Origin of the sequence: Paenibacillus endophyticus (genome assembly GCF_014192395.1) — a bacterium.
GTDB classification, from domain to species: Bacteria; Bacillota; Bacilli; order Paenibacillales; family Paenibacillaceae; genus Pristimantibacillus; species Pristimantibacillus endophyticus.
Window position 1 is genome coordinate 13,774 of sequence record NZ_JACHXW010000001.1, and the last position, 17,860, is coordinate 31,633.

At 50.0% G+C, this 17,860-nt stretch carries 10 protein-coding genes; 5 read left to right on the forward strand and 5 right to left on the reverse strand.

The annotated features are described in order from the left end of the window. Positions 1 to 146 precede the first annotated feature (146 nt). Positions 147 to 3,701, forward strand: a complete 3,555-nt coding sequence (locus FHS16_RS00045; protein ID WP_183557136.1) for a hypothetical protein — start codon at positions 147 to 149, stop codon at positions 3,699 to 3,701. A 225-nt stretch (positions 3,702 to 3,926) separates the two neighbouring features. Here the strand turns inward: FHS16_RS00045 and FHS16_RS00050 are convergent, their stop codons facing one another. Next, the gene (locus tag FHS16_RS00050; RefSeq protein ID WP_183557138.1) at positions 3,927 to 4,607 is read right to left on the reverse strand and encodes an SDR family NAD(P)-dependent oxidoreductase; all 681 of its coding nucleotides are present in this window, start codon (positions 4,605 to 4,607) and stop codon (positions 3,927 to 3,929) included. Between the two features lie 212 nt (positions 4,608 to 4,819). On the opposite strand from FHS16_RS00050, the gene FHS16_RS00055 reads away from it, so the two are divergent. Next, entirely contained in the window at positions 4,820 to 9,448 is a 4,629-nt protein-coding gene (locus FHS16_RS00055) for a glycoside hydrolase family 3 C-terminal domain-containing protein (RefSeq protein WP_183557140.1), read from the forward strand. Positions 9,449 to 9,900: 452 nt separating this feature from the next. On the opposite strand, the gene FHS16_RS00060 is transcribed toward FHS16_RS00055, so the two are convergent. Together FHS16_RS00060 and FHS16_RS00065 are read right to left on the reverse strand one after the other, a co-directional pair. Continuing rightward, positions 9,901 to 11,448, reverse strand: coding sequence for a response regulator transcription factor (locus FHS16_RS00060; RefSeq protein WP_183557142.1), 1,548 nt, complete (start codon positions 11,446 to 11,448; stop codon positions 9,901 to 9,903). A gap of 7 nt (positions 11,449 to 11,455) precedes the next feature. Then, the gene (locus FHS16_RS00065) at positions 11,456 to 13,255 is read right to left on the reverse strand and encodes a sensor histidine kinase (protein ID WP_183557144.1); all 1,800 of its coding nucleotides are present in this window, start codon (positions 13,253 to 13,255) and stop codon (positions 11,456 to 11,458) included. Between the two features lie 170 nt (positions 13,256 to 13,425). Here FHS16_RS00065 and FHS16_RS00070 point away from each other — a divergent pair, with 170 nt between their 5' ends. From FHS16_RS00070 to FHS16_RS00080, 3 genes are all read left to right on the forward strand, one after another. After that, positions 13,426 to 14,793 carry an ABC transporter substrate-binding protein gene (locus FHS16_RS00070; protein ID WP_183557146.1) on the forward strand — a complete coding sequence of 456 codons (1,368 nt, stop codon included), beginning with the start codon at positions 13,426 to 13,428 and terminating at the stop codon, positions 14,791 to 14,793. Positions 14,794 to 14,878: 85 nt separating this feature from the next. Beyond that, a complete protein-coding gene (locus FHS16_RS00075) occupies positions 14,879 to 15,760 on the forward strand; it encodes a carbohydrate ABC transporter permease (protein WP_183557149.1) in 882 nt (293 codons plus the stop codon). After that, the gene (locus FHS16_RS00080) at positions 15,757 to 16,593 is read left to right on the forward strand and encodes a carbohydrate ABC transporter permease (RefSeq protein ID WP_183557151.1); all 837 of its coding nucleotides are present in this window, start codon (positions 15,757 to 15,759) and stop codon (positions 16,591 to 16,593) included. The genes FHS16_RS00075 and FHS16_RS00080 overlap by 4 nt, the downstream gene beginning before the upstream one ends. Before the next feature lie 108 nt (positions 16,594 to 16,701). Here the strand turns inward: FHS16_RS00080 and FHS16_RS00085 are convergent, their stop codons facing one another. Beyond that, entirely contained in the window at positions 16,702 to 17,085 is a 384-nt protein-coding gene (locus tag FHS16_RS00085; RefSeq protein WP_183557154.1) for a cupredoxin domain-containing protein, read from the reverse strand. A gap of 216 nt (positions 17,086 to 17,301) precedes the next feature. Then, on the reverse strand, positions 17,302 to 17,661 hold the full coding sequence (locus FHS16_RS00090; RefSeq protein ID WP_183557157.1) for a phage holin family protein: 360 nt from the start codon (positions 17,659 to 17,661) through the stop codon (positions 17,302 to 17,304). Positions 17,662 to 17,860: the final 199 nt, after the last annotated feature.

Consider the following 17,860-nt stretch of genomic DNA (forward strand, 5'->3'; position numbering starts at 1 on the left):
CGGCTTTTTTCCTTTTGAACATGAGGCATAACGCACGATGCAGGTCGATTTATGCCTTTCATTCACCGCGAAAAGAAAGCAGCTCCTTTATCTGGACGATAGACGTCTATGCTTGCTCTACTTGGACAATAGGAGGATTCGCCTTAATGGATGCTGAACAAACGGTAGTTACGGTTGATATATATGGAGTTCAATATAAATTAAAAGGTCATTCCAATGTGGAATATATGAAGAGAGTTGCAACAGCGATAGACGAGAGCATGAAGAAGCTGGCAAAAGGATATCCACGCCTCGATATGCCAAAGCTTGCGGTGCTCTCCGCGGTTCAAATTACGGAGGAAGTGTTCCGGCTTCGTCGTGATAACGTTCGGCTTCTGGAGGAGGAAGCGAAGCTGAACCTGCTCATTCGAGAGCTGGAGCAGATCAGCGAGCAGGCCGTGGCTCTGAAGGCGGAGCTTGCAGAGACGAAGCGCATGGCGAGCGAGCAGCTGCAGCAAGCGAAGGACGCGGCGGAGGCCGAGCTGGCCGAAATGCTGGCGCTGGCAACGGAGCAGGCTGCCGCGGAGAAAGCCGCCGCTGCCGAGGCGATGCAGCAGCAGGAGGCTGCTCTTGCATTGTTGACACAAGAGCATGCGGAGCAGCTTGCCGAGCTGCGGACGAAGAAGGACGAGCAGTTGGCCCAGATTCAGTCTAAAAAGGATTCAGAGCTGAATGATCTGAAACGGACGCTGGAAGCGCAGCTGTCTGAGGTGCGAAGCACGAAGGATGCGGAGCTTGCGAGGCAGAAAAGCCATCTTCAGCTGGAGCTTGCCGCATTGCAAAGCCAGAAGGAATCGGAGCTAGCAGAGCTGCAAAGCCAAAAAGAGACGGAACTATCAGAGCTGCAAAGCCAAAAAGAGACTGAGCTAGCAGAGCTGCAAAGCATGAAGGAATTAGAGCTGGAGGAGCTGCAAGGTCAGCGAGAAGCCGAGCTTGCTGAGCTGAAAAGGGTAACGGAAGCTGAGATTTATGAGCTGAAGGAAGCGAAAGCTAGCTTGCAGCAGGAGCTTGAGCTGGAGAAGGACATCCAGCTCTCAGAGCTTGAAAGCATGAAGGATAATGAACTCAGAGCGCTGCGCGAGGAAAAAGACGAGCAGCTAAGCACGTTGACAACAGCGCATGAAGCAGCTCTTCAAGCGGCAATCGGAGAGAAGGAGCAGCTGCTCGCCGAGCTCGCGGAGGGCTGGCAATCCAAGTGGGATGAGCGGGAGCTAAGCTGGCTTGCTCATGCGGAATCATCGCAATTGGAGCTGGCGCGTCTCAGCGAGGAGCGGGAGCAGGCTTGGAGGGCTGAAGCCGCAAAAGCGGAGCAGGCATTCCGTGCAGACCTGGAGCGCCGCAGAAACGGTTGGCTGGAAGAGCGAAGCAGGCTGCAGACGCAGATTGCAGAGCTCCAGCAAGGTTGGACGGCAGACAAGGATACGCTCGGAGCGCGCATAACGGAGGCAGAGGAGCAAATCGTTCAGGCGATGGAGCAGGAAGAAGCGTCCCGAACCTCATACGCGGAGCTGGAGATGCGATTAGGAGATAAAGAAACCGAATTGCAGCTTGCTCAAAGCGAGTTTGCAGAGACGGCCTTGCAGGTTGAAGAACTGCGCGAAAGCCTTGCTGTGGCGGCTGCTCAGGTCCAAGAGCTTGAACAGAAGCTTGTCCATGAACGCAGCCATGTCTCTGCTGCGGATAAGCGGGCCTCGGACTTGCAGCAGCGTCTGAAGGATGCTCTGGAGCGCGAGCAGCAGCAAGGACAGGAGCTGGTACAGCTTGAAGAGCTGAAAAAACAGCTAGAGGAACAGGTGCTTCAGCTTCAGCTTGAGTTAGAGGAGAAGGCGCTTGGCGAGCAGGTGCAAAGGGACGAGCAGAGAACTCTACTGCGCACCGAGCTTGAGAATCAGCGCGACCTGCTGCAAGCAGAGCATGAACAGCAGCTGGCTGCGATGGAGGAAGAGAAGCGCGAGCTGGCTAGAACGCTGCGCTTGGAACACGAGGAGCAGCTTAGAATCGTCGAGGCAGAAAGCGATGAGCTGTTCAAGCAGCTATCCGCTGAGAGCAACGAGCGCTATGAACAGCTTGCTGCAGAGCGCGACGCTCGCCTTGCCTCATTGGCGGAAGAGCATGAAGCCAAGCAGAATCAACTTGTTAATCGCCACGAGGAGCAGTTGCTGGAGCAAGAAATGCAAAACGAGGAACAGCGTAAACAGCTATCTCTTGCATTTGAGAGACAGCTTCAGCAGAAGGATGCCGATCAGGCCGAGCAAGGCAGGAAGCTGATTGAACAGCTGGAAGAACAGCTTCTCGAGCAAGCGCTGCAGCAAGAGGAGCAAGTGAAACAGCTTGCTCGCGAGCATGACGAGCAGCTAAGGCAGAAGAATGCTGAATTCGAAGGTCAGTACAAGCAGCTTGCCAACCAATATGAAGAGCAGCTTCTCGAGCAAGCGCTGCAGCAGGAGGAGCAGGTGAAGCAGCTTGCTCGCGAGCATGACGAGCAGCTAAGGCAGAAGAGCGCTGAGTATGAAGGTCAGAATAAGCAGCTTGCCAATCAATATGAAGAGCAGCTCCTGGAGCAAGCGCTGCAGCAGGAGGAGCAGGTGAAACAGCTTGCTCGCGAGCATGACGAGCAGCTAGGGCAGAAGAGCGCTGAGTATGAAGGTCAGAATAAGCAGCTTGCCAATCAATATGAAGAGCAGCTAGGGCAGAATAGTGCCGAGTTCGAAGCTCAGCAGAAGCAGCTTGTTACTCAATATGAAGAGCAGCTTCTCGAGCAAGCGTTGCAGCAAGAGGAGCACGTGAATCAGCTTATTCGCGAGCATGAGAAGCAGAACAAACAGCTGGCTGACGAGTACGAGCAGAAGGCCAAAGCTTACGCGGCACAACAGTCAGCCCGCTCCGAGCAGCTGGTTGACCAATATGAGGAACGATACATTGCGCTTGCTGCCAAACAGGAGGAAGAGCGGGCCTTGCTGTTACAAGAGCAGGAAGAACGCATTCTTCAATTGGAGTCTGAGCAAGACGAGCATCTTAAGCAGTTGGCAGCAAACCAAGAGGAGCTGCTTCTGCAGCAGCAGCATGATTACGAGAGAATGCTTCAGAAGCTGCAGGCGCAGTTGGACCAAATCGAGCAAATCGCGGCTTCCGCAGCCCATGTGGAGCAATCCATGAAGACGGAGATGGAGCAGATGCAGCTTAGAGAGCAGGAGCTTACCGAGCAGCTTGAATGGACGGCTGCCAGGGAGCGGATTGCTGCACAGCAGCTTGAAGCAGCTTCGGCTCGCGAACGCGAGCTTAGCAGCCAATTGCAAGACCAGCAGCAATTCGCGGAGCTGGCCGCAGCTGAAGCTGATCGGCTTGCGCGCGAGAAGCAATCGCGTGAAGCGGAGGAGAGCGCCATGCGCGAGCGGCTTGAGCTGGCCATGCAAGAGGCTGCAGCAGCCACTGAGCTCAAAGAGGAGCTAAGCGAGCATGCACTGAAGCTTGCCAGAGAGCGTGAAGCGGCTGCCAGCGCACTGGAGTCACTCTCCTTTGAGCGGGATGAAGCAACCCGCTCTGCTGAGAAGCTTGCAGAAGATCATGCCGACTTGCAGGAACAGCACCATAAGTTGAAAAACGAGTATTCGAAGCTGCAGACGGAATATAATGAGTGGATTGAGCTCATAGAGCATAGCTAACCGTTCATTTGGCAAACGTTGAAATATAAACGAGGCAGTCTCAAAAGCCGGTAATAAAAGCAGGAAATAGAAATTTTAGTTTCCACTCGTTAAATCATATAAGGTTAAAAACCCTTCAGCTCCACTTTTATAGTGGTGCTGAAGGGTTTTTGCGTTTGTTATGCGATTGGCAGACATGCTGGTGTGTTTCGGACTGTCCCTGTTTTGAATCAAGGAAAAGCTGCATCAACCATAAGAAACGATAGTGCCTGTTGGTCCGCCAGCAGGCAAGCTCGCTAACCGGATCAGGTCAGGCGTCACAACGGCAGGATCTTTGCCTGTCGCATGCATTTCTGAGCGAAGCGTACCTGGATTATAGAGGTTGGCTAGAATACCGTGCTCATGCTCCTCGCCCGCGAGCGTGCGCGTCAAAGATTCTAATCCAGCCTTGGCTGCGCTGTAAGCGGCATAGCCGCCAGCGCCGCTCCACGATAGTCCCGAAGTTATATTGATAATGCGCCCGTATTTTGCTTTGCGCATAGCTGGCAGTACGGCTTTCGTCAACAAAAAGGGACCTGTTAGATTGGTTGCGATTTGGTTTTGCCATTCTTCGGAGGTAAGCTCGAGAACGGTACCGGATTCGAATACCGCAGCGTTGTTCAGCAGAATATCGATGCGTCCGAAATGTTCGATGACAGCTGCGACGGTATCCTGCACCTGCTGCTCCTCCGCAACATCCGTTTGCAAAATGAGCGCTTCCTTCTGAGACTTTGCCTTAACGAGTGCTGCCGTCTCTTCTAATTTGGATAAGCGCCTTCCCAACAATACGACCTCCGCGCCAGCGGCTGCAAAAGAAATCGATGCAGCGCGCCCCAGCCCGCTTCCAGCTCCGCTAATGATGGCGACTCGATTGTGTAGGTTGCCCATCACCATTCCTCCATTCGCTGTTCATTTGTGAATATCTTATCAGAGGTGAAGCCGCAGGGAAAGAGCAATCATGATCGGAATGCGAGGCCTGGCTTGAATCTAAAATTATTGCACCAAAAGGTAAAAACAAAGTGTACCCTTTGCAATTGTATAATGAGCATGGGTCAAAAATGAAAGCGGTTGCAAATTGACGAGAGAAAGGGTGCGGAAGAATGAATCAAACGATTCAACGAAGATGGGGAAAAAAGATGTTGTCAATGGTGCTTGCCGGGGTCCTCGTGACCAGCGTGTCAGCACATGCCGGAACGCCTGTCTATGCGGCGGAAAGTATTGTTTTTAAAACACAGGTCGGAGGGGTCTTCAACGGGATGCCGTTGTTTGATGGCAATCCGGAACACTTGGACGCTTATGTGGATACTTATTTCGAGTATACGGGTCTAGAGGGTCCGGCGGTTTATGTGACGGGCTCCCGCAATCATTACACGCTCACCCAAGGAGCAAATGCGGGAAAAGTCATTCCTGGCGCGTTGGCTGCCGCGGATAACGTGCAAGGCGTATCAACCGACTTTCCAGCTTTGGTCGGAATGGGACAAACCTGGAATAAGGAGCTGCTTGCCAATATTGGCAAGGTGATGGGGAACGAAAAAATCAGCTTGCTCAAAGTAAAGCAGGGTGAATCCAACATTCATGGCGGCGCCAATGCATCTGCGACGGTTGCCTTTACGGTCGTCAGCGATATGCGGATCAACCCATTGAGTGGGCGGTTTGACGAAGGCTACTCCGAGGATCCGTATATGGCCGGGACACTCATTGACGAGATGGCGTCTGGACTAAGCGGTATCGACCAGCCAGCCAGCGAAGACGGCTTCTGGATGCGTGCAGCTGTAGGCACGAAACATTATTCAGTATATAATGCGCAGTGGTTCCGCGAGAGCGCGAACAACAGCGCTGGGGCAAGAGCCATGTTTGAGTACCAAACGCGGAGTCCGCTCAAAGGGTTGGAATCTGGCGCTATTGCGGGCGTTATGACATCGTTTGGACGTACGAACGGTATTCCCAACATACTTTCGCCGCTGCAGCTTCATGCAAATGATTTCTCCAAATACGGGGCTTACAGCTCGCCTGACTTTAACGGCGACGCCCACGTTTCGAGCTCCGGCAACCTTAGCAACGGCTATGATGCGAACTATGCAGTAGACCGTACCCATGCGACTGTGCTTATGGCGCTCGCTGAAGCGAATGCCGGCCGTCCGTCAGGGACGACGCCTGCGGATGTTCCTGATCTTGTTGCGCTCGTGAACAAGGGCGAGTATGGCATAACTGCCGATGATCTCATCAAAGCTGCGAGATCGCATGTGAACCAGATGGTGCGCGTGGGCATTTTTAACGAGGTGGATGAGAACGGCATTCCGAAGTTTTATCCATTTGCCCAAGACGCTAAAGACGTGCGTACGGCAGCAGCAGCAACCTATAGCTTGCCGGAACATCAGGAAGTTGCGCTGCAAGCGGCACAAGAAAGCATCGTGTTGCTCAAAAATGACGGCGTGCTGCCGCTCGCGAAAAATAAAAATGCGGCCGTGTCCGGTGTGTATGCGGATGCGAGGTTCAAAACGACATATTCGGTAGGCACGACGCCTACGCTTCCGCAATCGGGAATCTCACCGTTGCTGGCGATCATCAATGCGAACGGCGCGAACCATGTCTCGTATGAACCAGCAGGCAAAGTCATAGCTCTTACGGCTATGGGCAATAATCAGACGGTTACGGCCAACGTATATGACCCGGCTGTTACCGCAAGCGGTGCTCAGCTTATCACGACGGCTGATCCGGTGAATCCAGCTGATACAGCCCAATTGTTCGAGGTATTCGATTGGGGTCAGGAAGGCTCCAGCTTGCTCTCGCTCAAAAACAACCGCTGGGTGACTTCACCGACCGCGAACAATGCGGTTGTAGGCAATACGGATGCTACAAGATTGAACTTGACTGATAATGACTGGGATCTTGCGGCTATGCTTGGCAATACGAGCGCGATTCCGCCAAGGCTTCGCATTGAAAACAACGAGGATCAGACGATCTCCCTCGTAGCGAACGGATACAGAAGCGGCTTCTCCGGCGACTTCACGAACTGGTATTACTCGAATGGCCGTTTCATTACGGCAGGCGCGGACGCTAAGCTGAAGGCAGCGTCAGCGGTGCTCGGCAATGCCGCGAACGCAGCTGTTCGCAGCGCAGACGTGAAATTCAAGGAAACCGTAGTGAAGGAAGTTGGCGAGGATACGGTTGCACGTGCAGCGATTGACGATTACGCTGTCGTATTCGTCGGCGCAGTTCCGCGCCATAGCGCGGGCGAAGGCAATGACCGCTCGAGCCTGTACATGGGTGATGCCGATTATGAACTGGTTGATAAGGTATCGGCTGCTTTCGCGGCAAAAGGCAAAAAAACGGTTGTTGTGGTGAAAAGCAGCTTCCCGGTAGGCATTGAAGAAATTCAAAACAATACGAATGTTGCGGCTATCGTATATCAGCCTTATGGCGGCCAATATGATTCGCAAGCGCTGGCACAAGTATTATACGGCGACTATGCGCCAACAGGCCGTTTGACCTCTACCTGGTATGCCGATATGTCAGCATTCCCGGCTATTCATAAATATGTCGTTCCAGAAGGAAACAAAACCGCTTCTCTAGCAACAATTGATCCGAGGTTTACGCTTGACATGACGAATGCTGATCCAATCGAGTCCAAGCTTACCTATATGTATACAGATGCGCAGGTTACGTATCCATTTGGATTCGGTCTTTCTTACAGCTCATTCTCATACAGTGATTTCGCTGCTCCAGTGAGCGCAAATGGGGATGATACATTTACCGTTTCCGTTAAGGTGAAAAACGAAGGCAGCGTGGATACTTCTGAAGTCGTTCAGCTGTATATTAAAAACAAGCAATCCGCTTATGGCGACTCCGCTCCCAAGCAGCAGCTTGTCGGCTTTGAGAAAGTTCATTTGGCTGCTGGAGAGAGCCGTACCGTTACATTGACGGTTGACGCAAGCGACTTTGGTATTTGGGATGTGAACCAAAATAGCTTCGTTGTTGAAAATGGCGTTTATTCATTACTGACAGGGTCTTCCTCCCAAGATATCCACGGCGAGAAGACGATTCAAATCAGTGGCGAAGACATTGCTGCTCTGAAGGTTTATGTTCCGTTTAATGTGTTTGACCATTCCTTTGTCTCGAATGAGGTTATCTATCACGAGGTGTCCAAAGAGCGTACGGCACAAAACCTGAAAGCGAAAAATGTCGTAGGCGGCTATTATGCGGTTAGATCCAAGCAAAATGGCTCATACGTTGCCATTCCTAATGTAGATATGACAGGAGCATTGCGCGTGAGCGCATCCGTTGCATCCGATGCTGCAGGCGGTATTATAACATTGCATGCGGACTCCCCTAGCAGCGCGCCGATCGCAATGATTGAGGTTCCAGCCACACAGCCTCGATCCTATACGATTGCAAATGCAGCCGTTCCGGTAACAGAGCTTGGTTATGTTGACGTTCATTCAGATTTGAGCAACACAAGCTTGAAGGGCAAGCATAATCTTTATGTCGTATTCAAATCGGCTGACCTACGTATCGACAGCTTGGCATTCGAGAGCGAAGCCGCTGTCAGCACAGCCAGCCAACTCACAGCAGGGCAAGTAAATCCTATTATTGTAATTAAAAGCGACAACGCTCCTTTTGCGAGTGCGGCTTCTAACACCGATAACTGGAGCTTTGATGCAGCAGCAAGCGGACTTGCGCTGGCTTCTGTTCAAGTAAATGAATCAGGCACAGAAGCAGCGCTTCAGCTCAATGGAACAGCGAAAGCTGCATCGATCAGCATGCAAGCAAAAGCTGCTGCGTTTAACGGCAATGTAACGGACAGCAATAAGCTGACTGTTGCGATTGAAGCAGCTCCAACAAATGGCGGAGGAGGCGCCCCGGTCACGGCAACGCCAGCCGTGTCGGTTACGCCCGCGAGCGCTGCTGATATTGCGAAAGTGAACAATGTTAAAGCAGATGGCGTTATCGTAGCTTCAGCGCCGGTAAGCATCAAAGTCAACCAAGTGAACGGCTCCTATGCAACAGCGACTGTTACCGTAGAGAAAGAAGCCGGCAAAAAGGTGACGGCGCTCGCTTTGGTTGCCGATGACGGCACGCTGACACCGGTGCCTGGCAAGCTGACGACGGATGCAAATGGGAAGACTGTCATTAAAGCGCTCGTTTCTAAGAGCGGCACCTATGTAGCCATTTCTTCCGAGCGCGAGTTCACCGATGTGGCTGCAAGTGCATGGTACGCCAGTGAGATCGCGAAGGCGAACAGCCTGCTGCTAATCAATGGCGTGACGACTTCGACGATGCAGCCGAGTGCTCCTACCACAAAAGCACAAACGCTAATGGTTGCGCTTAACGTGCTCGGCATAGCTCCAATTACAAGCACTTCCGATACGAAATGGTATGATGCGGTTGTGAGAGCGGCGGTCCAGCTTAAGCTGGTAGATTATTCTACTCTGGCATCCGATACGCCAATGTCGCGCGAAGGAATGGCTGCTGTGCTTGCTAACGCCCTTAAGCATGCAGGCGTTGACATTGCGCTGAGCGATGCAGAGGTCAGCAAGCTGCTCCAAGGCTATAAGGACGCATCCAACATTTCCAAAGAGAACCGTAACGCAATGGCTATTGCTATCAAATACGGCATTTTCAAAGGGACGCCTGCGCAGCAATTGCTGCCTGCAAGTACCATTACCCGTGCGGAGCTGGCTGCTGTTGCCCTCCGTACCCAAGGCATTATCGTGAACTTGATCCCGTAAAATAGTAGATAGAAAACAGCCTGCTCCTCGTTTGAGGGCAGGCTGTTTTTGCTGCAAATATAAGATTTAATATGTTTCAGGCGATAAAGTATTCTTCTATTTCTACTAGAAAAGGATACCCTCCTCTTGCAAAGGAGGGTATCCTTTTCTTCTTGAGATATAGGAAAGGATATCATTTCGCCAACGTTCTCTATATGTCTACGCGAAACGTAAGCTTAGCCGCCAGAGGACGGCTTCAGCCGTTTACACTTGACGTATAGGAAAGGATATGACTTTGCTCATCCTTTCTCTATACATTTCGCCGATACGATGGCGTCTATAGAAAGGACGGCTTCAGCCGTTTACACTTGAAATATAGGAAAGGATATGATTTCGCCATCCTTTCTCTATATTTTTCGGTATGAAACGCGCTGCGCCGCCAAAGGACGGCGACAGCCGTTTCACCTTAATGATCAGCTTTTTCTAAATTCCTCGGGTGTCGCGCCAGTGATTTTCTTGAATACCCGGAAGAAGTATTTCGGATTGTCGAAGCCAAGCTGCTTGGCTACTTTATAAACCTTGTCATCGGAGTTTTTAAGCAGCGCTTTTGCTTGCTCGATTCGAAGCTGGTTAATATAATCGGTGAAATTATGCGATGTTTTTTCTTTGAACAAGAAGCTGAGATAGCTTGGATTGAGATAAAAAAGCGATGATATTTTTTCAAGAGTGAGATCCTTGGTGTAATTTTTGTGGATATAGGTTTTAATATTTTCGATCACATTTTCGGACGCATAGACAGAGCTTTCCTTCAAGAGGTCGGCGGTGCCCATCAAGACCGTAAGCAGATACTCACGAATCGAATCCAGATCAAAGGAGATGTTCAGCACGGATTCCAGGCTTGAGGAGGGGGCGCCGTCGGCATGTGTCTGCAAATAGACGGACAGCATCTTTTTAACCTCTTGAATCATATCCCGGCTTTGCTCCTTCAGCTGGGCGAGAGAGACGGCGGGCTGACGGATATAAAAGGCGAAAAAGTCGAGAACGAGCTCCTTTACCTTTAGGCTCTTGCCCGACTCTACCAGAAATAACAGCTCATGCGTTCTTTCCCACAGCATGACATCAGGCCATTCGCCTTGCTTTTCGTACATGTAACAGCGGCCGAAATCGGCAATCGACCGCTGATCGAGCGCGTTAATGGTTTCGTGATGGGCTTGCCGAAGCATGCCGATGTCGTGGAATACATTGCTGATGCCCACGCAGCCTTCGCTGCCTTTTCTCACGCTTACGGCGTTAATGAGCTGATCTGCTGTCCGTTTGGCGGATGCAAGCTTTTCTGAATCGGTCTGCTCGGCAGATAGCGGAATAAGGATAAAAGCCAGCTTCTCGCTTTGGGAATGGGGAATATACACATATTCCGGCTGCAGCTCATCGATATGCTGCGCATTCGAATCAGGCGCGTATACGGTAAGCAGAATAAAAGCGGAAGCTGCTAGAGCTTCCTTCAAGCGAGCGGATTGAAAGGTGGGCAGCTTATCCCGCTGGTGAATGCCGATTATCAGATTGAGCAGGGATTGCACATCGGAATGGTAGCTGATCTGCTCATTTTCGGCGGTCTTCTGCACAACCTCCTGCTTGACGCTCTGATCCTTCTCAATCGCTTCGATCGCTTGCTCCAGCGTGCGGTGAATCTCTTCGCGGCTGAACGGCTTAAGCAAGTAGCTGACGACCTTAGCCGAGATCGCCTCTTTCATGTAATCAAAGTCCGAGTGCCCGCTGATCACGATTATTTTTTTGTCGGGGTAGAGCTGATGGACGGTTTTCATTAACGACTTCCCATCCATCTCGGGCATACGCATATCCGTAAAAATAATATCAGGGTTTTGGCTGCCGATTAGCTCCAAAGCATCTGCTCCGTTATCGGCTTCGCCAGCGAAGGCGAGCGGCTCGGCATAGGATTGAATTTTTTTGAGCAGCCCCTTCCGAATCAAGGGCTCATCGTCTACGATAATGAATGAGTACATGTTGTTGTCACCTCTTCTCCCATTTAGACGGAACGGCAATTTTGACGGTGGTGCCCATGTTTTTCTCGCTAGTGACGGTCAGGCCGTTCTCCAAGCCATAATAAAGCGCCAGCCTGGAATGTACGTTTTTAATGCCGATGCTTTGCCTTGACCGTTGTCCGATCGCAGAAAATTCAGCAGGCTGGGACAGCAGCAGCCTAAGCTCTGAAACTTGCTCGTGCGACATGCCGACTCCGTCATCGCAAATTTCGAAAAAGACCATTTCTTCGCGCTGATAGCCTTTTATGGTGATGCTGCCTTTGCCCCGTTTGTTTTCTAAACCGTGATAAATGGCGTTTTCTACGAGCGGCTGCAAAAGAAGCTTCAGCATGTTGACCTGCAAGATTTGCTCGTCAATCTGTTTGTTGAACGTAATTTTATCGCCGTATCGGATTTGCTGAATCGCCATGTAGTTGTCTACATGCTGAATTTCCTCGGAAGCAGCTACTAGCTCGCTATCGGTTTTGATGCTGTACCTGAACATATCGCCCAGCGCTTTCGTCATGACAACGATGCTTTCGACCTCCTCGATCTCGGCGATGCTGTTAATGGACTCAAGCGTGTTGTACAGGAAATGCGAGTTGATTTGAGCTTCAAGCGCTTTCATTTGCGAGTCCATCGTGAGGATCCTGTTTTGGTAGCTCTCGCGGATATGCGTATCGATATCCTTCATCATTTTGTCGAATTCATGGTACAGTATGCCGATTTCGTCGACTCTTTTGTTGTCGGCTTTGATCGTGACGATACGCTCTGCCTTATTCCTGCGCATAACCTTCGTCAGCTGTATGATCGGCTTCGTAATTAAATTGGACAAGAAGAAGGAAAGGAGCAGGAAGATGACGGCGCATGAAACCGAAACGTAAATGATAAGCTTCTGCGAGATTCCGTACTCTTCATAGACCTTGGCGACGGAAATGTTGGCGATAACTTTCCAGTTATTGCTCGGAATCGTTTGGATAACCGTTAAGCTCTTGGCATCGTTGAACTGCTGCTTGGTGCCCGCCATGGCAAGTGTCTTGCTTAGAAGCTCTTCTGGCAGATCTTCACCGGAGAGACTGTTGGTGCCGTCAAACAATATTTTCCCTTTCTCATTCGCCAAGTAAATATTGGAGATGCTTGGAGCGGGATTCCGGTTCACCCCGGCGAAGATGTTCATGCTGCAATCCAGCATGAATACGCCAAGAAATTCATTGGAATTGGGATCATAAAGCGCTCTTGAAAAGCCGATGGAAGGCTTCGCATTAATGATGTAGGGCTTTGTTTCAACCTCGCCGATGAACAGGTCGCCTTTGCTTGCAATAGTCTGCTTGTACCAATCGTCAGCGAAAGGAACGTAGTCGACCATAAGATCTGTTCCGTTGCCGTAGCTAATGAATTTCCCATCAGGCATAAAAAGATAAATACCATTAATGTAATTATAACCCAATAAAATATTCTCGAAAATAAGCTTCAGCTTAGCTCGAGTAATGAATATTTCGTATTGGTCATTCGTGTTGCGCAGCTTTCTGAGCTCGTCGCTAACGGTAGTGTAAGCGGTTGCGGTTGAGGATTGCTGCTGCACCGTAATCGAGATTCGGTCAATATTTTGCAAAATATCCTCAATGCTTTTCACCGAGTTGTTGATCGTTGTTGAAGCGACAAGCGAGGTCTGTTCATTGACAAGCTTGGTGTAGCTGCGGTAAGAGCTTACGCTAACCACAATAATGGGCACAATGGACACTAGGACAAGCACGAGAAACAGCTTGGTTTTAATATTAAAAAAGAGCATACACGTATCCTCCTCGTTTGTCTAATCTAAAAATAGTGCACCAAATGAGCCAAAGCATTTATACTGTTTCTCACATTATTATAAAAGTGTGCTCAAGGCAATAGCGTTTCATGAAAAGCAGGAGAGAGCCAGCCTGCGACACAAACAATGAAAACAGGGGGAATTGTACAATGAAATCGGTTAAAACAATGGGACTCGCAATTCTAGTATTTTGTTTCGTTCTACTCAGTGCCTGCGGTTCCAATAACGGAGCTTCGAATGCGACCAATACACCGGCCGCGACGGACAGCGCAAACGATTCGGGAAATAAAGAGGAAGAAGCAGCTTCATCCGAGCCGATTACGCTGACCATGATGTTGTCCGGCAATAAAGCATCGGAAGGCGAAGATTTTGAACTAGAGACGCTTCCGCGCCTCGTGAAAGAGAAGTTCCCGAACATCACGCTAGAAGTGCAGAAGCTTCCGGATGATCAATACAACACTTCCGTTCGCACGAAGCTGGCAGCGGGGCAAGGACCTGATATTTTCTTGGTTTTCCCTAAAAATGCAGCCGGCGGCGTTATAGATTTCGCGAAAGCAGGCTTTACGGCCGACTTGTCCGATCTGACATTCTGGGACAACATCGGAACGGGTGCGAAAGATGATATGTCTTATGAAGGCAAGCCTTATGCCGTAGCGAAAGGCTTGGATTACCTGGGCGTCTACTATAACAAGGAAATGCTGGAGCAAGTAGGCGTAACCGAATTCCCGAAAGATTGGGCTTCTTTCCTTGAAGCATGCCAGAAGCTGAAGGATGCGGGCATAACTCCAATCGTGCTTGGCGATAAAGATCCTTGGGTGATTCAATTCGGCATGTATCCCATTGCGGCGAACGTAGTTTACCCAGATGAGATGGACTTTGACGTAAAGGTGCAAAACGGCGAGAAATCACTGAATGATCCGAAATGGGTAAAAACCATTTCGATGTACAAAGAGCTTTATGACAAAGGCTATGTCGTGAAAAACTCGCTTGGAGTAGGCAGCGCGCAGGCTTCCCAATTGTTCATTGACGGCAAAGCAGCGATGACATTCACGGGCACTTGGGATTACGCTTCCATGACGTCGAAAGGCGCTGCTGAGTTTACCCGCGGATTCGATTCACTTCCCGGCAACGAGGCAGGCAAGCCAACTTTTGTCTCTGCGGCGACAGCTGCCGGCTATGGCATCAATGCCAAATCGAATAATCTGGATGCTGCGAAAGAAATTTTGAACTATCTGTTTGACGGAGAATCGGATTTGTTCAAAGCATTTGTTGCCGCCAACAGCTCGATCAGCGTCTATAAAGACGTTCCGCTTATTAATGAGCTGTTCAAAACGGTGAATGATAACTATCAAACGAACGGCAACTCGGTATACTTCAGCAACCAAATGTGGCCGGCTGGCGTTTCCGATGTGATGCAATCGAAGTTTGCTGAAATTATCGGCGGTCAAAAAGCGACGCCGGAAGATGTGGCGAAGGCGATGGATGAGAAGTTCCAAGAGCTTTGGAAAAACAAATAATTTTTTGATTAAAGGGTAGCAGCAGCGGGGGGAAGACAGCCGTCTTCCCCGCCGGTATGAGGTTAGCCGGAGAGGATGGAGCAACATGAATTCGACTGTAATGAAAAAAACAATGTACTTTTTTGCAATACCGGCACTCGTTTTCTACCTGATTTTTTGGATTTTTCCGATTTTAAGATTGTTTCAATACAGCATCACGGACTACAACGGCTTTTCGCAGGCTTACAACTACATCGGTCTGGATAATTACAAGGCTCTCTTTAATGGAGATACACTCGGTATTTCCGTCAAAAACACGTTGATCTATACGCTCGTCACGGTCGTGCTAGGCAATATTATCGGCCTTGCGCTCGCATTGCTCCTAAATATGAAAATTAGAGGAAAAGGGATTTACCGCTCCTTGGCTTATATTCCGACTTTGTTCAGCGCAATTGTAGTCGGATTCATCTGGAGCTACGTATATATGCCTGATTACGGCATGATCTCGTCCTTCCTAGATAAATTCGGCATCAACGACGACAATCTGAATTTTCTAGGCAGCTATTCCTCCGCATTATATGCCATTATTTTTGTTGAAATTTGGAAAAACATAGGTACAACGATGATTATTTTCCTTGCAGGTCTCCAAACGGTACCGAATGATTTGCTTGAAGCGGGGAAAATGGATGGCTGCGGCCCTTGGCGCCTATTGAAGCATGTAAAGCTGCCGCTGCTCGCGACTGCGATCACGATTAATGTAACATTAAGTCTGATCAATGGCTTGAAGGCGTTCGATTTCCCATTCATTATGACAAACGGCGGTCCAGGCACGTCTACCAATACGTTGATTTATTCCATTTACAAGATGGCCTTTACGGAGCAGCTGTTCGGCAAGGCATCGGCGCTAGGCGTTATTTCCTTTGCCCTGATTATTGTTCTGACGGCCGCTTTCGTTATCCGCATGAACAAACGGGAGGTGTCGGCATGACCATCGGTTCCTTGACCAAAAAGACGCTCGTGCAGCTTTCGGTTATTATCGTCATGGCTGTTAATTTAATTCCGCTCATTATTGCGTTGTCGACTTCGCTGCGCGATCCGAACAACAATGCCAATCCGCTTCAATTATTCAGCGAAATATCCTTTGCGAGCTACCGTACAGCGTTTGAGAGAATGCATTTCCCGCAAGCGCTTATGAACAGCATTATCCTTACCGGCATATCGGTCATTGTAGTCGTGCTGCTGGCGGCTATGGCTGCGTACCCGATGGCTCGCCTCCAGTCCAAATGGAGCAAGTTCCTGTATCTATTTTTCCTATCGGGCTTAGTCGTACCTTCCCAAATGGTGCTTATCCCGATTGTGCAGATGATTAACTCGCTTCATATCCCGACGTCGCAATATACGCCGATTCTGATGTTTATCACATGCAGCCTGCCGTTCTCTACGTTTCTGTACACAGGCTTCATTAGGAGCGGCGTGCCTGAGGAGGTTGAGGAGGCTGCCCATATCGATGGGGCCGGGTTGTTCCGCAGGTTCTGGCTTGTCGTATTCCCACTGCTCCTGCCGGTTACGGTGTCGGTTATCATTACGCAAGGCGTATGGATATGGAATGACTACTTCTTTAATATGATCTTCATTTCCAGAGCCGCTGAATCTCCGCTGCCCTTGGCTATGCTCGGCTTTCTGGGGGATCAGCAAAATCCGACGCAGTGGAATGTGCTGTTCGCGGCTTGCTTCCTTTGTGCGCTGCCGCTGCTCGTAGCCTTTCTATTCCTGCAAAAATATTTTGTCGGCGGCATGACGGTCGGAGCCGTTAAGGGGTAGCGTGAAACAAAGTGTGAAGCGATTACAGTTTAACGGATGGAAAGAGCAAGGGCTGTGCGGCTGATCGATGAGATCCGCGGCACAGCCCTTGCTTTCATTCTCTTTCAATTACTCAACAACCAGCGTAGCTTTCATTTCTCTGTGGCCAGTGCCGCATGGTACCGTACAGATCATCTCATAGCTGCCTGGCTCGCTTATGTTAACGGCAACGGTTTTGCCGTTTGCAATCTGATAGTCGGTTTTTTGGATTTGCAAGCCGTGCAGGCCGCTAACGGAATCCAATTTAAGATTGACCGTTTCACCGGCTTTGATCTTATATTCCTTTTGGTCGAACTTCCAGTTGGATGCGGTTACGACTAGATCGGACGCTGAACCGCTGTCTGCGGCAGTAGTGTTAGCTTCCTTGTTGTCTTCTTTGGCGGTATTTGCTCCGCAAGCCGCGAGGACAAATACAAGGCAAAGCGCGCTTGCAAATAGTAACCATTTTTTCATGAGTAAGTTTCCCCCTTCTATTCCCGGCATGTGCTGCAAGGCCGAGTTATTTCTATTGTAGCCTAAATTCCGGACATTGCAGACATGACCATATGGCAAACTTTTGAATAAGCTGTGAATGTATGATGAAATCAGGTAAAGCTCCTAATCGCAAAAAGCAGCCCTTGAACGCTTTGGAAGGCGATCAAGGGCTTTTTTTGCATGGAAGCTGATTCATTAATTGCGGTCGCGTCTGCCTGCTTCATACGGTGTGCTCACCGGGATGAACAAATCGATGATACCGATGACAAGCGCAGCCAATATTGCGCCGAGCAGCGTGACGCTAACGCCGCCTACGATAAACTGAGCGATCCAAATGACGGCTGCACTGGCGATAAAGCCGACGATGCCGCGGCCGAAGGGGGTAACCCTCTTGCCAAATATCCCTTCAATAACCCAGCCAAGAGCGGCGATAACAAGAGCAAGAAAAAAGGCGCTCCAGAAACCGCCTACGCTAAATTGGGGCACGATAAACCCTACCAGCATTAACACCAGCGCGGCCACGATAAACCGGATGACATGTCCTAAAAAAGTCATTGCGCAAACCTCCTTTTATTGTGCGAGAAAACCTCAGCCAAGCTGGATCTTTTCGCCGTTTGTAGCGAAAGCTGCATTGTAAGAAAGCTCGTTCAATACTATTGTGACCAAATGCGCATCATTTATGTATGAAACAAAGGTTCAGATCGTGCATCGCAGCCGCGGTTCGGCTATAATAGGAAGGCGAGAGGAGTGTTAT